This window comes from Pseudozobellia thermophila, assembly GCF_900141855.1.
GTDB lineage: Bacteria > Bacteroidota > Bacteroidia > Flavobacteriales > Flavobacteriaceae > Pseudozobellia > Pseudozobellia thermophila.
In genome coordinates this window covers 69204-86560 of sequence record NZ_FQYU01000010.1, presented here as the reverse complement: position 1 = coordinate 86560, position 17357 = coordinate 69204, and the positions used below count along the sequence as shown (strand labels likewise).

Annotated in this window: 21 protein-coding genes; 13 read left to right on the top strand and 8 right to left on the bottom strand. The window is 48.4% G+C overall.

The window, feature by feature from the left end; translation table 11 throughout:
- The first annotated feature begins 16 nt into the window (after positions 1-16).
- From BUB37_RS18225 to ftsY, 8 genes are all read left to right on the top strand, one after another.
- Positions 17-793, top strand: coding sequence for a 3'-5' exonuclease (locus BUB37_RS18225; protein ID WP_072995262.1), 777 nt, complete (start codon positions 17-19; stop codon positions 791-793).
- A 66-nt stretch (positions 794-859) separates the two neighbouring features.
- A complete protein-coding gene (locus BUB37_RS18220; RefSeq protein WP_072995261.1) occupies positions 860-1471 on the top strand; it encodes a fumarylacetoacetate hydrolase family protein in 612 nt (203 codons plus the stop codon).
- Positions 1471-1809 (top strand): Hpt domain-containing protein, encoded by a 339-nt coding sequence (locus BUB37_RS18215; RefSeq protein WP_072995260.1) that lies wholly within the window; start codon positions 1471-1473, stop codon positions 1807-1809. Before BUB37_RS18220 ends, BUB37_RS18215 begins: the two co-directional genes overlap by 1 nt.
- Positions 1810-1839: 30 nt before the next feature.
- The gene (locus BUB37_RS18210) at positions 1840-3099 is read left to right on the top strand and encodes a competence/damage-inducible protein A (RefSeq protein ID WP_072995259.1); all 1260 of its coding nucleotides are present in this window, start codon (positions 1840-1842) and stop codon (positions 3097-3099) included.
- Between the two features lie 67 nt (positions 3100-3166).
- Positions 3167-3403 (top strand): 50S ribosomal protein L28, encoded by a 237-nt coding sequence (gene rpmB / locus BUB37_RS18205; RefSeq protein WP_072995258.1) that lies wholly within the window; start codon positions 3167-3169, stop codon positions 3401-3403.
- Positions 3404-3418: 15 nt separating this feature from the next.
- Positions 3419-3601, top strand: coding sequence for a 50S ribosomal protein L33 (gene rpmG / locus BUB37_RS18200; protein ID WP_072995257.1), 183 nt, complete (start codon positions 3419-3421; stop codon positions 3599-3601).
- Between the two features lie 40 nt (positions 3602-3641).
- The gene (locus tag BUB37_RS18195) at positions 3642-3794 is read left to right on the top strand and encodes a DUF4295 domain-containing protein (protein WP_072995256.1); all 153 of its coding nucleotides are present in this window, start codon (positions 3642-3644) and stop codon (positions 3792-3794) included.
- Between the two features lie 139 nt (positions 3795-3933).
- Positions 3934-4887, top strand: coding sequence for a signal recognition particle-docking protein FtsY (ftsY, locus tag BUB37_RS18190; RefSeq protein WP_072995255.1), 954 nt, complete (start codon positions 3934-3936; stop codon positions 4885-4887).
- Positions 4888-4985: 98 nt separating this feature from the next.
- On the opposite strand, the gene BUB37_RS18185 is transcribed toward ftsY, so the two are convergent.
- The 6 genes from BUB37_RS18185 to BUB37_RS18160 all read right to left on the bottom strand — a co-directional run bounded on the left by BUB37_RS18185 (position 4986) and on the right by BUB37_RS18160 (position 9889).
- Entirely contained in the window at positions 4986-6398 is a 1413-nt protein-coding gene (locus BUB37_RS18185; RefSeq protein WP_072995297.1) for an alkaline phosphatase, read from the bottom strand.
- Positions 6399-6427: 29 nt separating this feature from the next.
- A complete protein-coding gene (locus BUB37_RS18180) occupies positions 6428-6865 on the bottom strand; it encodes a hypothetical protein (protein ID WP_072995254.1) in 438 nt (145 codons plus the stop codon).
- Positions 6855-8141, bottom strand: a complete 1287-nt coding sequence (locus BUB37_RS18175) for an ABC transporter permease (RefSeq protein WP_072995253.1) — start codon at positions 8139-8141, stop codon at positions 6855-6857. The genes BUB37_RS18180 and BUB37_RS18175 overlap by 11 nt, the downstream gene beginning before the upstream one ends.
- Positions 8138-8767, bottom strand: a complete 630-nt coding sequence (locus BUB37_RS18170; protein WP_072995252.1) for an ABC transporter ATP-binding protein — start codon at positions 8765-8767, stop codon at positions 8138-8140. Before BUB37_RS18170 ends, BUB37_RS18175 begins: the two co-directional genes overlap by 4 nt.
- A 71-nt stretch (positions 8768-8838) precedes the next feature.
- Positions 8839-9495, bottom strand: a complete 657-nt coding sequence (folE, locus tag BUB37_RS18165) for a GTP cyclohydrolase I FolE (protein ID WP_072995296.1) — start codon at positions 9493-9495, stop codon at positions 8839-8841.
- Positions 9488-9889, bottom strand: a complete 402-nt coding sequence (locus tag BUB37_RS18160) for a MerC domain-containing protein (protein WP_072995251.1) — start codon at positions 9887-9889, stop codon at positions 9488-9490. Before BUB37_RS18160 ends, folE begins: the two co-directional genes overlap by 8 nt.
- A 106-nt stretch (positions 9890-9995) precedes the next feature.
- On the opposite strand from BUB37_RS18160, the gene BUB37_RS18155 reads away from it, so the two are divergent.
- From BUB37_RS18155 to BUB37_RS18135, 5 genes are all read left to right on the top strand, one after another.
- Positions 9996-10349 (top strand): Fur family transcriptional regulator, encoded by a 354-nt coding sequence (locus tag BUB37_RS18155; RefSeq protein WP_244526891.1) that lies wholly within the window; start codon positions 9996-9998, stop codon positions 10347-10349.
- 203 nt (positions 10350-10552) lie between these two features.
- The gene (gene rimO / locus BUB37_RS18150) at positions 10553-11854 is read left to right on the top strand and encodes a 30S ribosomal protein S12 methylthiotransferase RimO (protein ID WP_072995249.1); all 1302 of its coding nucleotides are present in this window, start codon (positions 10553-10555) and stop codon (positions 11852-11854) included.
- A gap of 149 nt (positions 11855-12003) precedes the next feature.
- Positions 12004-13182, top strand: coding sequence for a galactonate dehydratase (gene dgoD / locus BUB37_RS18145; RefSeq protein WP_244526886.1), 1179 nt, complete (start codon positions 12004-12006; stop codon positions 13180-13182).
- Positions 13183-13267: 85 nt separating this feature from the next.
- Entirely contained in the window at positions 13268-14590 is a 1323-nt protein-coding gene (locus BUB37_RS18140) for a GntP family permease (protein ID WP_072995248.1), read from the top strand.
- Between the two features lie 73 nt (positions 14591-14663).
- On the top strand, positions 14664-15662 hold the full coding sequence (locus BUB37_RS18135; RefSeq protein WP_094766791.1) for an SMP-30/gluconolactonase/LRE family protein: 999 nt from the start codon (positions 14664-14666) through the stop codon (positions 15660-15662).
- A 12-nt stretch (positions 15663-15674) separates the two neighbouring features.
- Here the strand turns inward: BUB37_RS18135 and BUB37_RS18130 are convergent, their stop codons facing one another.
- Positions 15675-16646, bottom strand: coding sequence for an NAD(P)-dependent alcohol dehydrogenase (locus BUB37_RS18130; protein ID WP_072995247.1), 972 nt, complete (start codon positions 16644-16646; stop codon positions 15675-15677).
- A 49-nt stretch (positions 16647-16695) separates the two neighbouring features.
- Positions 16696-17357, bottom strand: a 662-nt coding sequence (locus BUB37_RS21700) for a PKD domain-containing protein (RefSeq protein ID WP_170863189.1), incomplete at its 5' end; no start/stop codon positions are given.

Sequence of the window (17357 nt, the reverse complement as noted above, 5' to 3'; positions counted from 1 at the left end):
TAAAACCATCTTTGCTATGCAACTTAAACTGACGAGACCTATTTGCTTTTTTGATTTGGAAACCACGGGAACCAACGTGGCAAAAGACCGAATTGTCGAAATATCCATATTGAAAATCTTTCCCAACGGAAACAAGGAAAGCCGAACGTGGCTGGTAAACCCTGGGGTGAAGATCCCCGACGAGGTGGTGGCCATCCATGGCATATCCAATGAAAAGGTGGCCAACGAGCCTACCTTTAAGGAGCTGTCAAAGGAAATCTACCAAATGATCAAGGATTGCGATTTGGGTGGTTTTAATTCCGACCGTTTCGATATTCCGCTGCTGGCCGAAGAATTGCTCCGGGCAGAGGTCGATTTTGATATGAAACGGATGGTTTCGGTGGATGTACAGACCATATTCCACAAAATGGAAAAACGCACCTTGGCCGCTGCGTACAAGTTTTATTGCGATAAGGAATTGGTAGATGCGCATAGCGCGGAAGCCGATACGCACGCCACCTACGAGGTGTTGTTGGCCCAATTGGAAAGGTATCCGAATTTGGAAAACGATATTAAGAAATTGGCCGAGTTTTCCACGCATAGGCAATTTGCCGATTTTGCCGGTTTTTTGGGCTATGATGAGGATGGCGATGAAACCTTTGCCTTTGGTAAGCACAAGGGGAAAAAAGTGTTGGAGGTGCTGGATAAGGAACCCGGTTATTTCGGTTGGATATTGAACGCCGACTTTCCCTTGTATACCAAAAAAGTACTTACCCAAATAAAATTGAGCCAGCTTAACAACAAGTTGGGTTGATGGCCTTCGGTCGCTGTCAAGGGCGTGCCGAACCCTTTTTTTGTACATCAAATTAAACAATCGAACATGAAGCTTATTTGTATTGGCCGCAATTACACGGAGCATATCGATGAACTTAACAACGAACGCCCCGATGAACCGGTCGTCTTTATCAAACCCGATTCGGCGATCTTGCCCAATGAACAGGACTTTTATATTCCCGAATTTTCGAACGATATCCATTACGAGGTAGAGGTTTTGGTAAGGATCAAAAAGGTAGGCAAGCACATCGAGGAGCGGTTCGCCCACAAATATTACGACGAGATCGGCCTGGGAATCGACTTTACGGCGCGCGACCTCCAGAAAAAGCTAAAGGAAAAAGGCCTGCCCTGGGAGAAGGCCAAGGGTTTCGACGGTTCGGCCGTAGTCGGCAAATGGCTCCCCAAGGGGAAATTCGACAATGTCGACGATTTGAACTTTTCCCTTCTGAAGAACGGTGAAGTGGTCCAAAAGGCGACTACCAAGCTTATGCTGTGGAAGATAGACGAGCTCATATCCTATGTCTCCAAGTTCTTTATGTTAAAAAAGGGGGATGTGATTTTTACAGGAACACCGGCCGGTGTTGGTAGAATAAGTACAAATGATTATCTTTCGGGTATTCTGGAAGGACACGAACTCTTTCATATAAACGTGAAATAATGATTTACAATCTTGATAAAATCAATGAAATGGCAGAAGGGGATGATGATTTCATCAATTCTGTAATCTCTGTGTTTTTGGAGGAAGTGCCACAAGACCTTGAGGAACTCGAAACGGCTTTGGAACAGCAAAACCACGATCGGGTTTACAAATTGGCCCATAAGATAAAGCCGAATGTCGATCTGTTGGGAATGGAGCAGACCCGGGCCGTAGCCCTGCAGATGGAAACCTTGGGCAAGGACAGGGCGAGCATGTCCGAAATTAAAAGGGTCTTCCCCCTACTCAAAAAGGATATTCACCAAGTTGTGGCCGAGCTTCAAAAGGATTTTGGCCTCTAACCGATTCCCATCGTTATAAACAAAGCCTGAATGAACCCGTTTCTTGCCGAAATCATCACCATTGGCGATGAGATCCTCATTGGTCAAATTACCGATACCAACTCCGCCTTTATTGCCAAGGAACTCAACAAAATTGGGGTGTCGGTCTATCAAATTACCTCTGTCCAAGACGACAGGGACCACATGTTAAAAGCTTTTGAGGAGGCCCGTAAACGTGTGCAATTGGTAATTGTAACCGGAGGTTTGGGCCCTACCAAAGACGATATCACCAAAGATACCTTCTGTGAGTTTTTTAACGATACCTTGGTTCAAGACGACGAAGTACTGAAAAACGTAGAGAACCTTTTCAGAAAGCACATAAGCAATACCCCAATTTCGGATATTAACCGAAAACAGGCCCTAGTGCCTTCCAAGGCCCAGGTGCTTCAAAATGTATACGGTACCGCCCCGGGTATGTGGATGGAGCATGGGGGCGTGGTATTCGTATCGCTTCCGGGCGTTCCTTTTGAAATGAAGAATTTAATGGTGGACAAGGTGCTGCCCAAGATCATGGCCGAGTTCAAGCGTCCGTATATCATACACAAGACCTTGGTTACCTACGGCATGGGCGAGAGTGCCATAGCCGATAGGATCGAGTCGTGGGAAGATAGTTTGCCGGGCCATATGAAGTTGGCCTATTTGCCCAGCTTGGGCAAGGTAAGGTTGCGGTTGACGGCCAAGGGTCCGGACCGCGAACTGCTTGAAAGGAGCATGGAAAGGGAATCGGAAAAATTACATGCGCTCGTACACGACATTCTCTACGGGGTGGAAGACGAGGAAACCCTGGAGGAAGTCGTGGCAAAATTACTGACCCAAAGAAAAATGACCTTGGCCACGGCCGAGAGCTGTACCGGAGGCCGCATTGCCAGCCAAATTACGGCCCTGCCCGGGGCTTCGGCCTATTATAAGGGTACGGTGGTAAGCTATGCCACCGAAGCCAAGATCGGGCTGCTCGGGGTACGGCGCGATACCATAGACGAATTTTCGGTGGTCAGCGAACAGGTGGCCAGGGAAATGGCCGAAAATGTCAAGCAGTTGATGAAGACCGATTTTGCCATCGCCACGACGGGCAATGCGGGGCCAACCAAAGGCGATTCGGATGCCGAGATCGGTACGGTGTTTATCGGCATAGCTACCCCAAGGGATGTGATTGTCGAAAAATTCAACATGGGCAACCATAGGGAAAGAATAGTTCAGAAGACCGTGCACAAGGCCTTGGAGCTATTGCAAAAAGAAATTTTAAAATTCTGAAATATTCATTTGTGTGTCCCGTAAAAATGATATAAATTTGCACCCTGTTTAAAGAAAAATCAGCGCAATGTCAAAAGTTTGTGAAATTACGGGTAAGAGGGCGATGTTCGGAAACAACGTTTCGTTTTCCATCAACAAGACCAAAAGAAGGTTCAACGTTAATTTATCTAAGAAGCGTTTTTACATTCCCGAAGAGGATCGTTGGGTTACGCTGAAGGTTTCTGCAAAAGCGTTGAAGATAATCAATAAGAAAGGTGTTTCGGCTGTTTTGAAAGAGGCCAGGGCACAAGGGTTGGTAAAATAAGTAAGCTAGACTACAATGGCAAAGAAAGGAAATAGGATTCAGGTTATTTTAGAGTGTACGGAGCATAAAGACTCCGGTATGCCGGGTACTTCAAGGTATATCACTACCAAGAACAAAAAGAATACCCCTGAAAGGATGGAAATCAAGAAATTCAACCCCATTCTTAAGAGAATGACGGTTCACAAAGAAATTAAGTAAAACGCTTTTTCGAAGAAAAAAGCTATAAAAGATATTAGTCATGGCAAAGAAGACGGTAGCAAGTTTACAAACAAGTTCAAAACGATTGACCAAGGCCATTAAAATGGTAAAATCGCCCAAAAGCGGTGCTTATACGTTTGTAGAGTCCGTTATGGCTCCTGAAGTGGTCAATGAGTGGTTGGCCAAGAAGTAAGCTTTTTGATAAAATATAAAGCCTCTTTCGAAAGAAAGGGGCTTTTTTTATGCCAAAAGCTTGACAAGACCAGTTGCCAAGTCTTTATGAACTTGGCACTTACTTTCTTATATTTACACCTATTCAATTAAAGAACACCATGAGCTTATTCAAAAACATATTCTCTTCAAAAAAGAAGGAAACCTTGGACAAGGGACTCGAAAAGACCAAAACTTCCTTTTTCTCAAAGTTGGGAAAGGCTGTTGTAGGAAAATCGAAGGTCGATGACGATGTGCTCGACAATCTGGAAGAGGTTTTGGTCACCTCCGATGTTGGGGTAAATACGACCTTAAAGATCATCGAACGCATAGAGGCCCGGGTGGCAAGGGATAAATATTTGGGTACCGATGAACTTAATGTTATCCTTCGTGAGGAAATTGCCGGACTCTTGTCGGAAACCAATGTTGGCGAGGAAACCGATTTTACCGTCCCGGTAGACAAAAAACCGTATGTGATCATGGTGGTGGGCGTTAATGGTGTGGGCAAGACCACGACCATTGGCAAGTTGGCCCATCAGTATAAAAAACAGGGGCTTAAGGTGGTTTTGGGTGCGGCCGATACCTTCAGGGCGGCGGCGATTGACCAATTACAGGTATGGGCCGACCGCGTCGATGTGCCCATTGTCAAGCAAAAAATGGGCAGCGACCCTGCATCCGTGGCCTTTGATACCCTTAGTTCCGCCGTTAAACAAGGGGCCGATGTGGTGATCATCGATACGGCCGGACGCCTTCACAACAAGGTCAACCTGATGAACGAGCTGACCAAGGTAAAAAGGGTAATGCGGAAAGTGGTCGAAGATACCCCGCACGATGTGCTGTTGGTCTTGGACGGGTCTACCGGCCAAAATGCCTTTGAGCAGGCCAAGCAATTTACCAAGGCCACCGAAGTTACCTCCCTGGCCATTACCAAATTGGACGGGACCGCCAAGGGCGGGGTGGTCATCGGCATCTCGGACCAGTTTCAGATACCCGTAAAGTACATTGGAGTGGGCGAGGGAATCGAAGACCTTCAGGTATTTAACAAACACGAGTTCGTCGATTCTTTCTTTGGATAACCGCCTTACGGCCATCGCCCTACTTTACCCCCTGATCGACCCGAATATCGGTGTCGCGCTACGGCGGGCAAAGGGCCTCACGCCCTTCCTAAGCCTTTTTAAAACTGGTTTTCGACCTCCGCGGCCTTCAGCATGAGATAATGCAGGTCCGTATTTTTGACAAAGGGCTTTAGGTATTCGCTTCCAGGGCCGTACATGGCCAATTCTACATAGTCTGCCGAGTGCTGCATGCTTATCCAGCCCACCGAATTGTGCTTCTTTTGAATTTCGGATAAGGGCTTAAAGGGCAGCTTTTTGGGATTGTACCATCCATTCTCGGCTTCCAGGTTCCGGTAATAGGACAAAATCAATTGGGCCTCCTCCTCATCGGGAGCGAATCCGTTGGCGTATGCTATACGCTCCCTGACGGTCTTTATCGATGACTCCCTGCCCAGTCCGTTCAAAATCCACGCATTGGTGTGTTTATACGATTGAATCGAGTCAAAGTTGGCATTCGCACTTGTGCCGTATATAAGGCCGGGATTGGCATTTCCGTGATCGGTGGTTATGATGACCAGGGTTTCGCCGTCTTTTTCGGCAAAGTCCATCGCACACTTAACCGCCTCGTCAAAGGCGATTTGGTCGTACAAAAGACCGGCTATATCATTGGCATGGGCGGCCCAGTCTACCTTTCCGGCTTCCACCTGTAGCACAAATCCGTTGGTAGGACCCTTGAGGCATTCGATGGCCTTTTGGGTCATTTCGGCCAAGGTGGGCACGGATTGTGAAAGCTCCCTGTCGCTGTCCCTGTCCTTGGTGTACGGAAGCCCGCTATCCGTAAAGACGCCCAGAATCGGCTTGTCGGATGTGGCGGACAACATTTGCTTCCGGTCTTGAACCACCTGATACCCTTTTTGCCTGTATCCTTGGTACAGGTCTTGGCCGTCCTTTCTTTTTTCAGCGGCAAAGTATTCGTTTCCTCCGCCCATCATTACGTCAAAACCGAGGGACTGGTATTTTTCGGCTATGGATTCTTGGTCGTTCCTTGATTTTTGGGCAACGCAAAAACCGGCCGGGGTGGCATGGGTTATGGGTACCGTGGTTACACAACCCGCCTTTTTGCCCACTGCCTTGAACTTCTGCCAAATGGGTTGGTGTTCCTGTCCGTTCGCGTCTATGTTCAACCTGCCGTTGGGCACCCTATGTCCACCGCCCCATGAAGAACTTGCGGCGGCCGAATCAGTGACGATCGAACTTGCCGAGGCGGTGTCCATAAGGGCCCTTTTAACCTTATCTTCCCTGTAGAGATCGAGCCAGGCACTGCCCCTGCCCTTTTTGCGGGAGAGGTATAGATCGGCCATGTTCAAGGTGCCGATACTCATACCATCGCTTACCAATAGGATGATGTTTTTGGCCTTTTTGTTTTTGAAGGCCCTTGCCGTTTCTATGGCCCCAAAGGAGTTGAAAGGTGTCAGTACGGCGGTACCAAGGGCTCCAATGGAAGTGTTTCTGAAAAAATTTCTTCTGTTCATTTGGTCGGGTTTAATGGTGCTTTGATGTTTTATTTGATTCGGAAACCGGAACAATCGGTTAGTATATAATTAAAATGTTCTACATCGTCCTTGTTGAGCTTTAGCTTGCCGGTAATCAGTACAATGTCGTCCGTCTTAAAGTCGGGCCTTGTTTTGAACTGTAGTTCGACCGCGGTCTCGGGCCCTCCGTTTCCACAGAAGAAGCAAGAGGCCAAAGGGTTTTTTGACAAAATGAAGAGCTGGCCATTGGGGTCCATATCCAAAAAATAACCCGAGATCGAAACTTCCTTCCCTTCCAAATTGGAAATTTCGTCACTAAACCGGGGATAAAGAAAATTGGAGTCGTAGGCGGCAAAATACTTTTCCGTATAACTTATATTGGCCAAGTCTTTCCAGGTCAGGTCTACCTGCGCCATTGCACGTATTGAAAAAAGCATCAATAACAGAAAAAACAGTCTATTTTTCATCGCTTAAAACTTTTGATATATTCATACGCAACAGGGGTAATAGAGCCATCAGAACCGATAAAACGGATATGCTAAAAACGACCAAAAGGGTCCGTATGGTCTGCTCGGCGGAAAAGACCAGGGCAATTCCTTGTTGAATTTGCGATTTAAAAAGGGATAGGAGCAATTGCAGGCCGACCTGGGAAAAGATTAGGCCCAAAACGACCGATGCGAGAACCATTAGGAGTCCTTCGAAACCTACAATACAGGCTAGCTGAAAATTACCGGCGCCATAGGTACGCATTAGGGCCAGGTCAAAGGCGCGTTCCCTGACCATTTTATAAAGGCCGATAAAAATGGTCATGCACGAAATGACCAGGATGATATAGGCGATCCACGAAATGGCCTTGACCCCGATTCCCGTAAACCGAAACAGCCTTTCCAATTCGTATTTGGGGAGGGCGGCCTGCAGGTTGGTGTCTTTGTTGATCGTTCTGGGCAAGGTCAATAACCCCATCGGGTTTCTAAATGTCAATAGGATGGACGTTACCTCCTTGTCCTCCAATTCATGTCCGTGCATTGGGTCTTCCGGGACATGGGCGTGGGTTTCGTGGCTTTCATCGTGCCCTTCTGGGTGATGCCCATTTTCTTCGCGGTCCCGTGCTTCCTCATTACCCTTGCCATGGTCGTGCACGTCCCAAATGCTCTTTAGGTTCGAACAGATAAGCCTATCGATGACCTTATAGGTGGGCTTGTAGATGCCTACTACCGTAAAGGCTTGGTCGTGCTCTTCGAGGGCATTTTCCGCAAAGCCGTGCGAACTTAAGAAGGTATCTCCCAATCGCAGGCCCAATTCTTGGGCCACCTCATTGCCGATTATAACTTCCATGGCCTCTTTTACCGCCCTTCCCTCCAAAAGTTCGGCCCCGTACAAGGTGGCAAAACCGGGGGTAGACCCCACAATGCGATACCCCTTGTAATTATCACCGTACGAAATGGGCACCGCAGCCTTTACCAAAGGGTTCTTGGCCAACCTTTCCACTTCGGGATAGGGGATGTTCCCTGTGGGCTGGTCTATATGAAGCACGGAGGAAAGAACCAATTGCAAGGGGCTGCCCTTCGCGCCCACGACCAGTTCTACATTCCCAAGTCCGTTCTCAAATTGGTTCCGGATCGACCCGTCCAACTGTTGTATGCCTAAGAGAAGTCCGATACTGATCGATAGGGAAACTATGGCCAAAACGGCATAAAGGGGCCTGTGAAGGAGGTTCTTAAGACTTATTTTCCAGATGTTCATAGCGTAATCACATTTTTAAATGCGGATTTGATACGCTTGTCGTGCGTAATGACAACGAGGTTGGCCTTGTTCTTCTCGGCTTGCTGTTTTAGCAGCTGTAATACGGTGGCACAGTTTAGATCGTCCAGGCTAGAGGTAGGTTCATCGGCCAATAACAGGCGCGGTCGGTGCACAAAGGCCATGGCAATGCCCAGGCGTTGCAATTGCCCTACGCTCAATTCGTTGATTTTTTGGTTTTTGCAATCGCCGATCTGTAGCTGACCCAATAAGGTCTCGATGTCCTTGTCAACCATGGACTTTCCGGAAAAAAAGAGGCGGGCCTTTATGTTTTCGAGAACGGTCAGCGAGCGGAGGGCGTGGTTGTTCTGGAAGACCATGCCGATATGCCGGCCCCTGAATCTGTCCAAGGCCCGGTCGGACAAGGTGTTGATATCGACGTCCCCGATCTTTACCAGGCCTTCCTTGGGGGTAAGCAAGCCGGCCATGAGGTGCAATAAGGTGGTTTTGCCTACGCCTGATCGCCCAAGGATAAGCAGCCGCTCCTTTTCTTTTAGGTGGATGTCGGGAAACCGAAGAACCGGGGTGTGGCTTGCGTATTGAAAGGATAGGTTCCGAATTTCGACCATGTTCGCTCAACTAAATGGTTATGGGCAAATTAATGAAATACTCCCTATTTTTATTTGGATCGACGAATAATCTAAACATGGTCGATCAGTTTTAAGAATTCGTTCCGTTTGGTAGCTTGGTTAAAGCAGCCCCCATACTCCAAGGTCGTGGTAAAGCTGTCCTTGTCCTTTATCCCCCGGGAAGAGACACAAAGATGCTTGGCCGAAATCATAACGATAACATCGTCGGTTTCAAGAATGTGCTGTAGGTCCCTTAATATCTGCAACGACAACCTTTCCTGTACCTGCGGGCGGTGGGCGTAATAGTCGACCAACCTATTGATTTTTGAGAGCCCTATGACCTTGTTCTTGGGGATGTAGGCAATGTGGGCGTGGCCTGTAATCGGTAAAAAATGATGCTCGCAAGAGGAATCGATGGTAATGTTTTGCTCTACCAACATTTTTTGGTAACGGTATTTGTTCTCAAAAACGGACAACCTTGGCTTGTTTTTGGGGTTGAGCCCGTAAAAAAGCTCCTTTACGTACATTTTGGCAAAGCGGTACGGCGTGCCCGATAGGCTATCGTCGTTTAGATCGAGTCCGAGTTCCTTCATGATCTCTCCAAAAAGATGTTGGATACGCTCTATTTTTTGATCGTCCGATTTCTCGAAGGCATTTTTAAGGATCGGTGTTTCGACGCTTGTCGAAATGTGGTTGTCACCAACGATTTCAACTGTTTCCTTATCTATTTTTCGCACAACAACTATCGGTTTTACAGGTACAGTATTTTTTATTGTAGAGATGGAGGCCTACCAAGACAAAGGCCGAGAGATAGGTCATTGCCTCCGGTAATGGAAAGGCTTCGAGCTTTTCGTTCACCAAGAGAAGGGTCAAGGTGGCCCACCCTGCCCACATGGCGGGTTTGATAAAATTCAAACGGGTGGTTTTGGTAGACCGGTATACGGCCCAAAAAGACAGTACCAAAAAAAAGGAATCGATTTGCTTCCACCAGTCCGGTGCGGCATGATCACAGCCGGAACATGCCTGGGCCAGAAAAAGAAAAGGGGTGGCCACACAATGCACCAGGCACAAGCTGCCGGCCCATGCGCCCAAGGTATCCGGTTTCTTTAAAAGAGCATTCATAGTATCGTTTTATTGCGACTGAGTTGCAAAAATAAAATATTAAGTTGTTATTGCAACCATATTGCATTAATTTTGTGCCATGGGAATTGTCAGGAATACAAAATCCGTGAGTTTGGTCACCGACTTTTTTCGTCAAATGGACGGGGCGGTCGGAGTCGTGGAGTTGGTGGAAAAATTTAAGGGACAAATGAACAAGTCGACCATCTATCGCATTCTGGACAGACTGGAAGATGAGGGGAGGGTCCACTCCTTTTTGGGCGGCAATGGCTTGAAGCATTATGCCAAGTGCCATAATTGTACCAGCGGCCATCATTCTGACATCCATCCCCACTTTCAATGCACGAGTTGTGGCAAGGTAGAATGTGTTTCGTGCGAGATAGCGATTCCCGAATTGCCCAATAAACGCATTCAGCAGGTGCAATTGTTCTTGACGGGAACCTGCGAGGGGTGCAGTTCCTAGGCTTCAATTGGTCCGTTGAAATAAATTTTGGGATTCGTGTCGGCCCGACTGCCTTTCAGGTCACGGTCAAGGCCCTCTTTCCGTTCTGGCCCTTATGGCAAAAGCCCTTTCTTTTTTAAGTTGGACCCTAAAAACCAAGAAATCGTCTTATTTGTGCCTCGATACTCCGTTCAAGTCGTATTTTTGCATCCCAATTATATCAAATGCGCACAAAATCGCTTAAGACAAACCGGATCAATGTGGTAACCTTGGGTTGCTCAAAGAACCTTTACGATTCGGAGGTGCTCATGGGGCAGCTTCGGGCCAATGACAAAGAGGTCGTTCATGAGGAAGAAGGCAACGTGGTGGTAATCAATACCTGCGGATTTATCGCCAATGCCAAGGAAGAGAGCGTAAATACGATATTGGAATACGTTCAAAAGAAGGAGGCCGGGGAGGTCGACAAGGTGTTTGTGACCGGCTGCCTGAGCGAACGCTACAAGCCCGACCTTCAAAAAGAGATCCCAAATGTCGACGAATATTTTGGCACCAGTGAACTGCCCAATCTATTGAAGGCCCTAGGGGCCGACTACAAGCACGAACTGATCGGCGAGCGCCTGACCACTACGCCCAAGAACTATGCCTATCTAAAGATCGCCGAGGGCTGTGACCGCCCCTGTTCCTTTTGTGCCATACCCTTGATGCGGGGCAAGCACAAAAGTACACCGATCGAGGAACTGGTTACGGAGGCCGAAAAATTGGCCGCCAAAGGGGTAAAGGAGTTGATCTTGATCGCGCAAGACCTTACTTACTACGGACTCGACCTTTACAAAAAAAGGAACTTGGCCGAATTACTCGAGAACTTGGCCAAGGTCGAGGGAATCGAATGGATAAGGCTCCACTACGCCTTTCCAACGGGCTTTCCGATGGATGTCCTCGATGTGATGAAAAGGGAGCCAAAGATCTGTAATTACCTCGATATCCCCTTGCAGCATATTTCCGACCGGATCTTAAAGAGCATGCGAAGGGGAACTACACAGGAGAAGACCACCAACTTGTTAAAGCAGTTCAGGGCGGCCGTACCCGGAATGACCATTAGGACTACCCTTATCGTGGGCTATCCGGGCGAAACAGAGGAGGACTTTCAGACCTTGAAACAGTGGGTGGCCGATATGCGCTTTGAGCGCTTGGGCTGCTTTACCTACAGCCATGAAGAAAATACCCATGCCTATTCCTTGGTAGACGATGTGCCCGAAGCGGTGAAGCAAGAACGGGCCAATGAGATCATGGAACTGCAATCGCAAATTTCATGGGAGCTCAACCAAGAAAAGATCGGCAAGACCTTTCGTTGCATGATCGATAGAAAAGAGGGCAATTACTTTGTCGGCCGTACCGAGTTCGATTCGCCCGATGTAGACAATGAGGTGCTGATCGATGCTACCAAACACTACTTAAAACAGGGCGATTTTGCCGACATACGCATTTTTGAGGCGGCGGATTTCGACCTTTACGGTGAGCCCGTCTAGGGCCGAATGCACATCTGCCGGTCTATGGCCCGGCCATTTTCCGATTTGTTCCAAGGGTAAGTAGTTGTAATTCTTACACTTCAAAATTATTCCTTACTTTAGGGGAAACCAACTTGTGCTTTTCCACAGGATGCCAGTATCCCGTGGAAATGAAAAACTACTATACTTCAATGAACGACCTGTTGATCGAAAAAATTGAACTTTTCAAGGTTCCGCCCAGGTGGCTATTTCTAAAAATTACAACCAAAAACGGACTCGTCGGTTGGGGCGAACCGGTAGTTGAGGGTAAGGCATCGACCGTTGAGGCCTGTGTCCGCGAACTCTCAAAATTCGTTATCGGCCGTTCCGCAAACGATATAGAGGATATTTGGCAGACCCTTTATGCCGGCGGCTTTTATAGGGGAGGGCCCATTTTGATGAGTGCACTTTCCGGTATCGACCAGGCCCTTTGGGACCTTAAGGGAAAATATTTGAACGTCCCGGTCTATGAACTCTTGGGCGGGCCGGTACGCAAAAAAATGAAAATGTACTGCTGGATCGGCGGAGACGACCCCGAAGTGGTGCTCGAACAGGCACGGGAAAAAGTTTCCCAAGGGTACAAGGCCGTAAAAATGAATGCCACCGGGGCATTCGCCTGGATAGATTCCCTCGAAAAAACGAAAACGGTCGCAAACAATATAAAAAGGCTTCGGGAAGAATTCGGCGATGCCTTGGACATCGGCCTCGATTTTCACGGACGTATCCATAAGGGTATGGTAAAAAGACTCATCGACGAGGTGGCGCCCTACCGTCCTATGTTCATCGAAGAACCGGTTCTAAGCAGCAATAACGAGGCCTTGGACCACATTTATCCCTATACTTCCATCCCTATAGCCACAGGCGAACGCATGTTCTCGCGATGGGACTTTAAGGAGCTGCTCCATAAGGGCACCGTTGATATTATTCAGCCCGATCTGAGCCATGCCGGCGGAATTTCGGAAGTGCGGCGGATCGCCTCCATGGCAGAGGCCTATGATGTGGCCCTGGCACCCCATTGTCCCCTAGGGCCGGTGGCGCTGGCCTCGTGCCTCCATGTCGATTTTACGTCGATCAACGCCGTTATCCAAGAAAGCAGTTTGGGCATCCATTACAACCAAGGGTTTGACCTGTTGGATTATATGGAAAACCCTGAGATTTTTGACCTGAAGGATGGCTATATCGAATTATGGGACAAACCGGGCCTCGGGGTAGTGCTCAATGAGGAAAAATTGAAGGAAGGGGCAAGCTTAGGGCATGATTGGAACAATCCGATTTGGAGAAGTGAAGACGGCAGCTTTGCGGAGTGGTAGGGGTTCGACGGAACTAACGAGGGTAGGGGTTTGGTGATTTTGGCATAGCCCCTACTATCAAATAATGGCAAACTCAACTTAAGATATGATTTACGTAGTAGCGCTTGTTTTGGCCTTGGCCTTTATTGTGGTCGGTATTGTCCGGTTAAAAATCCATCCCTTCTTTGTCCTCTTATTGTCGGCTGTCGGTTATGGATTTATAACCGGGATGGACGTGGAGTTGATCATTTCCAGCATAAACGATGGCTTTGGGAGTATTATGGGGAAGATCGGCCTCATAATTTTTTTCGGGGTGGCCATCGGTACCATCCTCGAAAAGTCAGGTGGAGCCATGGTGATAGCCAATCGTATGATCAAATTGATCGGGGAGAAATCCATTCATTTGGCCATGATGCTCACGGGCTACTTGTTGTCGATTCCCGTCTTTGCCGATAGTGCCTTTATCATTATGAACTCATTGAACAAGGCCTTGTCCGATAAGGCCAAGGTATCGTACGCCGGCACTACGGCCGCCCTGGCCCTGGGCTTGACCGCTACCCATGTCATGGTGCCGCCCACCCCTGGTCCTATTGCGGCGGCCGGAATTTTGAACGCCGATTTGGGAAGCGTTATTCTCTGGGGGTTGATCATAAGCTCGCTGTCATTGGTCAGTTGTTATTTCTTTGCGACCAAAATTGCGGCGCGGGTACATGTTCCCATCCATATGGAAACCGCGTCCGATGCCTTGCACAAACCTAAACTAAGGTTGTCGCTGTTGTGTATTGCCGTTCCGATCGTGCTGATCGTTCTGAAATCGGTTTTCGATTATCCTGAGCTGAAGCTGGGCGCTTCGCCCGTGTATCCCGTCATCGCCTTTGTGGGCAGTCCCGTCATCGCTCTTTTGATTGGCGTGGCCCTTGCCTTGTTGTTACCGGAAAAGCTCGATGAAAAGGTCTATTCGGCAACGGGCTGGTTGGGCGATGCCGTTCGTATAGCCGCTCCCATTATATTGATTACGGGGGCAGGGGGTATTTTTGGGGCAATGCTTCAAAATTCGGGAATCGCCGATTTGATAACGGAAAGCTTTTCGGGCCTGTCGATAGGTCTCTTTTTTCCTTTTTTATTGGCCGCATGCCTAAAGACGACCCAGGGTTCGTCTACGGTGGCCCTAATAACGACGGCATCCATAGTTGCCCCCATGATGCCCGCATTGGGCCTTGAGGATGCTTTTATGAAAACCATGACCGTTTTGGCCATAGGGGCCGGTTCTACGGTGGTTTCGCATGCCAATGATAGTTTTTTCTGGGTCTTGACCCAGTTGACGGGAATGGATGTCAAGCAGGGCAACCAAGTTCAGACGGTAGGTACCTTGGTTTTGGGAACTACGGCAATGACCATAATTTTTGTTGTTTCGCTGGTCGTGAATTGAACCGGATGATTCCGTAAACGGGTCGTTATTCACCGGATCAAAACGCTATGGCCAGCTCTTAAAACTTTTTATTATGAAAAATTTAGTGGTGTGTTTGGGAGCCCTGTTGTGTGGTTTGCAACTGAGTTCCCAAAAGGTAAAACCAGATGCAAGGATCGAAATACTGAATGGGGAAGCGCTAAGGGTATTGGACCCCGATGCCGAAATTGAAATAGTGGCAAACGGATTCGAATGGACGGAGGGCCCTTTGTATGTAAACGAGGGAAAGTATCTCTTGTTTTCGGATATACCGAACAATGCGGTCTTCAAGATCGATATGGATGGCAAGGTATCCGAGTACCTAAGGCCTTCGGGGTACTCCAGTGGTAAAGACTATGGCGATGAGCCGGGATCGAACGGCCTATTGTTAAGTCCGCAAGGGGAACTTGTACTGATGCAACACGGTAATCGGCAGGTGGCCAAGATGAAAAGTTCGCTGGATGGGCCGAAAGCGGAGTACGAAGTACTGGTGGACCAATACGAGGGCAAACGCTTGAACAGCCCCAACGATGGGGTTTTTGATAAGGAAGGAAACCTGTATTTTACCGATCCGCCATACGGACTTCCCGGAAAGATGGACGACCCGAACAAGGAACTCGATTTTCAGGGACTGTATTGTTTGACAAAGGAAGGGAAGACCATTTTGGTGGACAAGCTTTCAAGGCCTAACGGGGTAGCGCTTTCAACCGACGGTGCGAAGTTGTATGTGGCCGTCTCGAACCCCGAGCATGCCGTATGGTACGAATACGACATCCTAGATGTGGGCAAAGCCGTTAACAAGCGCATCTTTTACAATGTCACCGAACTTGTAGGCCAAAAGGGCCAACAAGGGCTTCCCGACGGCATGAAAATGCACAGTAAGGGTTTTCTGTTTGCTACCGGTCCTGGCGGGGTTTGGGTGTTTACTACGGAAGGCCGACCCGTGGCCCGTATCCACACGGGCGAGAAAACCTCAAATTGCGCTTTTGATGCCACCGAAACAAGGTTGTTCATGACAGCGGACGACTATATATTGAGTGTACGTCTCAGGTAAGCCCCGCCCCCTTTATGGGCTGGCCATTTCAATGACTACACTTCCGGTTTTTTGTCCCAAGGCCACATATTCATAAGCCTCGATGATATCGTCTAAAGAATAGGTGCGGTCGATGACTGCGGAGAACTGGTCGTTCTCCATTAACTTTTTGATGGTCAGAAGGCTCTCCCTAACTTTTACGGGGACCGGAAATATCACTTTTTTCCCTCCAATGATCGGGGTGAAAAGTGCCCAAAACAGGTTGGATCCATAAGGGCCCAGTTCAGATGATATATACACTCCCCTTGGCTTTAAAAGGGGCTTGCACCGTAAAAAGGTACTTTTGCCCACGGCGTCGAAAATAAAATCGTACTTGACTGTTTGTCGGGTAAAATCTTCCTTGGTAAAATCGATGACCGTAGTGGCGCCCAAGGTCTTTACCAATTCCCTATTTTTTGTGTTCGCGGTAGCGGTTACCTCGACACCTTTGTGGTACAACAACTGGACGACGGCGGTTCCGATGGCTCCTGTTGCCCCGTTGACAAGTACTTTTTGTCCCGCGGATATGCTTGTCTTATTTATGAAATTAAGGGCGTAGTGGGCGCCTTCGCAACAAGCGGTAGCCGATTTGTACCCTGCATTTTCGGGCATGGGCAGTACGGCCCCATCTTCTTTGATGACCAAGTATTCTGCATGGGAACTTAGAATTTCATCGTTAAATCCAAAAACGCGATCTCCAACCTTGAAATTTTTTACTTTTTCGCCTGTTTTTTCAATTCGCCCTGCAAAATCGGTACCCGGTATTTGTTTTTTCGGACGGAAAAGACCGGTAAAAACCCGGCTTACAAAATAGCGCGCCGTGACCAGACCTTCGTCGGTCCTGTTTACGGTCGAGGCGTAAACTTTGACGAGCAGTTCGTCTTCCCTCGGCTCGGGCGTGTTGACATGCTTTACTTCAAAAATTGCCGAAGGTTTCCCATAGCGCGAATAGGTCAAGGCTTTCATACTGTCTAGGTTTATAGGTATGACGCGAAACCTTGGTAAATGTTACGCCCTATTGCCGTATGACCAAAGGAAGGGTTTCCGTGTCGCCGGTGTTCGTTTTTAAACCGAGGTAATAGAGGCCGTTGCTTAAGGTAGCCACCGGTATTTCATAATCCTCATCTCCCGTATGGCCGAATTCAAAAGTCTTGAGTAGTCGGCCCGAGTAGTCGTGCAACCGTACTTCCGAGAGGTAGGTCGAAGAAGATTGGTCGATCAGCACTATCCGGGCGGTTCCATTTTGCGCCGGGTTTACCTCAAGCCTAATCTCGGGTTCGCCCTGGGTTTCGTTGGGTGGGTCGGTTTCGGAAACGGTAATGGTAATTTCGGTGCTGTCCGAAAGATTTTCCGCATCCGTCACGGTCAAGGAAACTTGATAGGTGCCAGGGGAGGTATACGTATAGGTGGGGCTTATATCGGTGGAAGTGTCTCCATTTCCAAAATCCCATATATAATCCCTTACAGCCGAATCGTCGGTCGAATTGGAGGCATCAAAATTGACCTCCAGGGGTGCCGGGCCGTTAAGGTTATCGGCCGTTGCATTGGCCACGGGAGCTTGGTTGACTGTTGTTGGGGGATGTACGGTTACGCTTACCTCGTCGGTGGCCGTATCGTTCTCGTCGTCGGTTACGGTCAACCTAAAGACATAGCCGCCCTCGACGAGTGCGCTTGCCA